Annotated in this window: 4 protein-coding genes and 1 pseudogene; 4 read left to right on the top strand and 1 reads right to left on the bottom strand. The window is 74.3% G+C overall.

Annotation, left to right across the window (positions count from 1 at the left end; all coding sequences use genetic code 11):
* Positions 1-108: 108 nt before the first annotated feature.
* Positions 109-1,743: an aldehyde dehydrogenase family protein gene (locus I6A81_RS40075; RefSeq protein WP_203003256.1), complete on the bottom strand. Its 1,635-nt coding sequence runs from the start codon at positions 1,741-1,743 to the stop codon at positions 109-111.
* Between the two features lie 565 nt (positions 1,744-2,308).
* On the opposite strand from I6A81_RS40075, the gene I6A81_RS40080 reads away from it, so the two are divergent.
* The 4 genes and pseudogenes from I6A81_RS40080 to I6A81_RS40095 form a co-directional block, all read left to right on the top strand.
* Complete coding sequence (locus I6A81_RS40080; RefSeq protein ID WP_203003257.1) at positions 2,309-3,028, top strand: response regulator; 720 nt, start codon at positions 2,309-2,311, stop codon at positions 3,026-3,028.
* Between the two features lie 251 nt (positions 3,029-3,279).
* Positions 3,280-3,549, top strand: a complete 270-nt coding sequence (locus I6A81_RS40085; RefSeq protein ID WP_203003258.1) for a hypothetical protein — start codon at positions 3,280-3,282, stop codon at positions 3,547-3,549.
* A 169-nt stretch (positions 3,550-3,718) separates the two neighbouring features.
* Positions 3,719-4,834, top strand: coding sequence for a bifunctional adenosylcobinamide kinase/adenosylcobinamide-phosphate guanylyltransferase (locus tag I6A81_RS44495; RefSeq protein WP_307875224.1), 1,116 nt, complete (start codon positions 3,719-3,721; stop codon positions 4,832-4,834).
* 160 nt (positions 4,835-4,994) lie between these two features.
* A pseudogene (locus I6A81_RS40095) lies at positions 4,995-5,428 on the top strand (hypothetical protein); the annotation flags it as partial.

Here is a 5,428-nt window from a genome sequence, read left to right on the forward strand (position 1 = left end):
CGGATCCAGCGGACGAACCGCCCGTCCGGCGGCCGCCGCCGCCGGCCCCGCCTGCGCGGGGCCGGGCCAGGGCCGCGGATCGGGTGTCAGGTCCGCGGGTAGATCGGCTCAGGTCCGCGGATAGAGGGAGTAGGACGGGAAGTTGCCGTAGAGGCGCTCGTCGGGGTCAGGGCCGACGGTGACGGCGCGCACGAGGTGCTCGCCGCCGACGAAGGCGCCCTTCCAGGAGGCGCCGCGGCCGCCGAACGGCTCCGCGCGGTCCCCGCGGGAGCGCGGCTTGTTGATTCCGATCTTGAAGGCGGCCAGCTCGGCGGACATTCGCCTGGCCTTGTCCTCGTCGTCGCAGGCGAGCGAGGCGACCAACGCCCCGTTCGAGGCGTTCATGGCGGCGAGCAGTTCGGCTTCCGAGTCGACCAGCACGATGGTGTCCACCGGGCCGAACGGCTCGGCGTGGTGGAGCGCGCACGAGCTGGGTGGGGACAGGATCGCCACCGGCGGCGCGTAGGCGGCGGTGTCCTGCCCAGGCAGGAACCGGCCGTCGGTGAGCCTGCCGCGGTGGAGCGGGACGCCGCCCTTGGTGATCGCCTCGTCGACCCGGCCGGCGAGTTCCGCCGCCTTGACCGCGTTGATCAACGGGCCGAAGTCGAGGTCGGGCAGTGGCTCGTCGTCGGTCGCGACGGCGAGCGGGTGCCCGAACCGGACCGACTCGACCACCGGCAGGTACATCTGGAGGAACTGGTCGAACAACTGGCGCTGCACCACATAGCGCGGGTAGGCGGTGCACCGCTGCTTGCCGTACTCGAAGCCCTTGCGCAGGTGGCCCGCGAGCAGGTCCCACTGTGAGAACTCCCAGATCCCCCAGGCGTTGAGGCCCTCCTGCTCCAGGAAGTGCCGCTTGCCGGTGTCGACCAGGGCCGCGGCGACCTGGCCGCCGGCCGAGCGGCCGCCCACGAACGCCAGCGCGCCGATCTCCGGGGCCCGTACCAGCGCGCCGGACAGCCGCGAGCCGGGCCCGGAGACCAGCGAGATCGGCAGCCCTTCGCGGTGGGCTAGCGCGCAGGCCAGCGTGAGGCAGGCGGCGCCGCCGTCGGTCGGCGTCTTGGCGATGACCGCGTTGCCCGCGAGGACCTGCACCAGGACGGCGTGCATGAGCACGCTCATCGGGTAGTTCCAGCTGGCGATGTTGCTTACCGGGCCGGGTAGCGGGGCCCGGTCGGCGAGCATCCCCTCGATCTCGTCCAGGTACCAGCGGACGCCGTCGATCGCCCGGTCGACGTCGGTCCTGGCGAGTCGCCACGGCTTGCCGATCTCCCAGACCAGCAGCAGCGCGAGCGTGTCCCGGTGGGCGTCGAGCGCGTCGACGGCGGCGGCCACCCGCGCGCGCCGGTCGGCCAGCGAAACGTCCCGCCAGCGCTGGTGGGCCGCCAGCGCCGCGCCGATCGCCTCCCGCGCCTCGTCGATCTCGATCATCGGCGGACCGGCGATCGGGGTGGCGTCGACGGGTGAGGCGCTGCTGGACAGCGGCACGCCCGTCGGGCGCCAGCGGCCGCCCCACAGGTTGTGCAGCCGGCCGTCGCCGAAGGCCTCGGGCGCCGCGTCGCGGGCCCTGGCGAACACGTCGGCCCAAGCGGTTCCCGGCGCCAGCCGCAGCCGGGCGGCGGTGGGTGAGGTGTCGGCGGACCGGCCCGCGGACGGGTCGCTTACGGCGGGGGTAACGCGGCTGGGCCGGGCGGCGGTAACCATGTACTGCACGGTGCGTCAGATCACGCGGTTGTGCCACCAAAGAGGGGGCGCCGTTTTGGCACCGGGTGACTTTAAGCGGTTGGCGCGACCCGGCGGTCACCGTTTTGGCACCGGGTGACTTTATGTGGTTCGGGCGACCCAAGCGGTCGGGGCTATGTCAAACCGCATTAGAAACGCCTTTGGAAGGCGTGCGTGAGGCGGGGATCCGCGCCCTACAAGCGCCCGGCTGGTGCTGGTCGCGGGCCGGAAGGCGCGGGTGAGGGCACGTGGCGCCCGGCTGGTGTCCCGACATCGCGGGGAAGTCGGACCGATGCCGGCTTGGCACGCGGCAATCCGGCTCTCCGTCCCATCTGTTCCTGGATGCGGCAAAAAGTGCGCCTTGGCGGGGGTATCATTCGGGCATGTCGGAAGCGTTTGGCTCGCGCCACGCTGACAAGGCGCGGACGTCAATGCAACCACTGGTACGTGTCTCATCACGTAGAGTGGGCGGGCACCAGAACCACCATTCGCCGGTGGTCCTATTAGGTACTTCCGAAAGATCCGTTCATCGATTTCCGGGTGTGTGATGACCGCCAGCGTCGTTCCGCCGTCGGCCGCCGCCGAGGCCGACCCGATCCGGGGCGTGACCCCGATCCGGGTTCTCGTGGTGGACGACCATGAGCTGTTCCTGCAGGGCCTGCAGACCGTTCTCGAGATAGAGGACGACATCAAGGTCGTCGGGCGAGCCGGTGACGGTCAGGAGGCAGTTTCCCTGGCCTCCGGGACCTTGCCGGACATCGTGCTCATGGACGTCCGGATGCCGCTGCGCGACGGAATCGCGGCGACCGGCGCGGTCAAGCGCGCCGTCCCCGGCGTAAAGATCGTGATGTTGACGGTCAGCGACGAGGAGAACGACCTCTTCGAGGCGATCAAGGCGGGAGCCGTCGGCTACCTGCTCAAGTCGATCCCGCCGCACGAGGTCGCGGACGCCGTCCGCGCCGTCCACAACGGGCAGAGCCTGATCAGCCCGTCGATGGCCTCCAAGCTGATGACCGAGTTCGCGACCATCGCCCGCGGTACCGAGGACCGTCCCCGGCTGCACACTCCGCATCTGACCGCGCGCGAGCTCGAGGTTCTCAAGCTCGTCGCGGAGGGCCGGGCCAACCGCGAGATCGCCCGCAAGCTGTTCATCAGCGAGAACACGGTCAAGAACCACGTCCGCAACATCCTGGACAAGCTCCAGCTGCACTCGCGGATGGAAGCCGTGATGTATGCCGTCCGCCAGGGCCTCTTCGACCTCGAGTAGGACGGCCAAGGGCCATGCGGCGTGGGTCATCCCTGGCCGCCGTCCCCTTGGCCGCCGTCCCCTGGCGGTCTCCTGGTCGCCCGACCGGCGCCCGCCGCCGGGCGACCCGTCCCGGTTCTGGCCCGGTACCGAGGGCGGGACGCCGGCGGTCGCTCTGTCGCTGGCGGTCGCGGCGTGCCACGATGCCACGAGCGACGTAACTTGCGTTTTCGGCGGCCGGACGTGCCGCTGACGTCGGGGGGAGGCCAAGGGTGAGCATCGCCGAGGCGCGGCGGGCCGCGCGGGCGACGGCGGCGGCCGTGGCGACCGCGGGCACCGTCCTGTCGGCGACGGCGGTGGCTGCCGTCGTGGGGTCGGCCGCAGCCGTGGTGCTCACCGCGCGGACCGCCGCGGCGGTCGCCGCGGGCGCCGCCGGGGCGGTCTCGTCGACGGCGTCCGCCACCGTGGCGGCGACGACCGTCCTCGCCTCCGCGGCCCTCGCGGCCCGGGCGAAGAGCCGGGCGGCATCCTCGGAAGCGTGAGCTCGCGACGACCGACCGCCCAACGACAGACCGCCCAACGACAGACCGCCCAACCACCGGCCACGCGGCGACGGGCCACGCGGCGACCGGCCGCCCGGCGGCCGACCACACGGCTACCGGCCGCGCGCCCGCTGAGCGTCCGCCCGGGCCTGGGCACGCGGTGACGGCCGTGGTCGTGCTGGCCGACGGAAGCCCCTCTCCCGCCCGGGAGGCTCGCGCCGACGGGCAGCCCCGGCGCGGCGGACCGGTGGGCGTGCTGGTCGACGAACCGGGCCGCGGACGTCTGCTGCTGGACTGCGGCCTCGGGGTCACGACCCGGGCGGCGTTCGCCGGCCTCTCACTCGTGGGCGTGACGGTGCTGCCGACCGGCCCGGGGCCGGACCGCCGTGACCCGGGCATCCCGCCCCGGGCGCTGGTGGACGTGGCCGCTGGTGACCCGCCGCCGGCCGGGGTCCTGGTGCTCCCCGCCGGCGGCGACGAGGTCGCTCTGCTGGTGGACACAACGCGTGGCGTGCTGCTGCACTGCCCCGCCGAGGGGCCGCTGCCGGCGGCGACCGTCGCGGCGCTGCCGGCGCGGGTGGTTCCCACCGTGCCGCTCGCCCCGGCGGTGCGCGCGCAGCTGGCCGGCGTCACGCTGCTCGCGCCGGTGCCACCGGGCCGGCGAGTCCTGGTCACGGGCGGCGCCCGGTCCGGCAAGTCGCGGCTGGCCGAGCAGATGTTCGCCGGCAGGGACGGGGTCGTCTACCTCGCGACGGGCGTGCCGGCCTCGGCGGACGACCCCGAGTGGTCCGCCAGGGTCGCCCTGCATCGCGGCCGCCGGCCGGCGACCTGGTCCACGGTCGAGACCGCGGACGCCGCGGCGGTGCTCGCCGCCCCGGGCCGGCCCTCACCCGCCGGGTCCGCCGCCACGCCGGTGTCCGACGCGCCGGCCGCGGGCAGCGCGGCCGGCGAAGCCGGGCGGGCCGTCCTGTTCGACTGCGTCGGCACCTGGCTCACGGCCGCGATGGACGCGGCGGGCCTCTGGGCCGTGACCGAGGCCGGCGGCCCGGCGGCGGACGCCGCCGACGCGGCGCTCGCCCGGGCGGTGGACGAGCTGGTCGCGGCCTGGGCGGCGACCGCGGCCGACGTCGTCGCGGTGACGAACGAGGTCGGCTCCGGGGTCGTTCCCGCCACCGTCGCCGGCCGCCGGTTCCGCGACGAGCTGGGCCAGCTCAACGCCCGGCTCGCCCAGGCCGCCGACGAGGTCTGGCTGTGCACCGCCGGCGTCGGCCAGCGCATCCGCTGACCAACGCGCGCGCGACGCGCGGATAGTTGGTGGTGTCGGTATTGGGAGGTGCGTCCGCGATGGGGCAGGATGATCAGGTAGCACACCCCTGGCGCGGCGCGTGCGTGGACCCTTGAAGGTCGACATCCGTCGAAAGCGGTGGCAGAGGAGGATCCCGGCCATGACGACACCGACCGGTGGTGGCGACGACGGTTCCCGTGAGTGGGACCACGACGAACGGACCTATCTCGGCTTCGACACGGCCTCCTCGGCGGCCGGCCCCCCGGTCGCTGGTGGCCCGGCTGAGCCGGGGGAGCCGAACCCCGGCCCGCCGGTTCCTCCGCCCGCCCAGCCCGTCCCCGACACGAGAACGACCCGGCTGCGCCGGGTGGGGCGGGGCGGGCGTGACCGCGGTCGTGGGCCCTTCGAGGAGCGTCCCCCGGCTCCCGGCCAGCCGGCTGGCCCGTACGGCCCCTACGACGGTTACGACGTCCCGCCGACCCCCGGCGGTGGCATGGTCGACGTCGGCGTGGACGACCTGCTGGGCCACGGCGGTGGCGGGCCCCGCCCCCCCCCCCCCCCCCCCCCGGGCGGGCCGCGCCGCCGCGCCCGCCG

It is taken from the genome of Frankia nepalensis (assembly GCF_016786325.1).
Classification (GTDB): domain Bacteria; phylum Actinomycetota; class Actinomycetes; order Frankiales; family Frankiaceae; genus Pseudofrankia; species Pseudofrankia nepalensis.

What these genes read in the sequence shown, in the direction of transcription:
- I6A81_RS40075 (WP_203003256.1), bottom strand. Translation starts at nt 1,743, where the DNA reads ATGGTTACCGCCGCCCGGCCCAGCCGCGTTACCCCCGCCGTAAGCGAC.
- I6A81_RS40080 (WP_203003257.1), top strand. Translation starts at nt 2,309, where the DNA reads ATGACCGCCAGCGTCGTTCCGCCGTCGGCCGCCGCCGAGGCCGACCCG.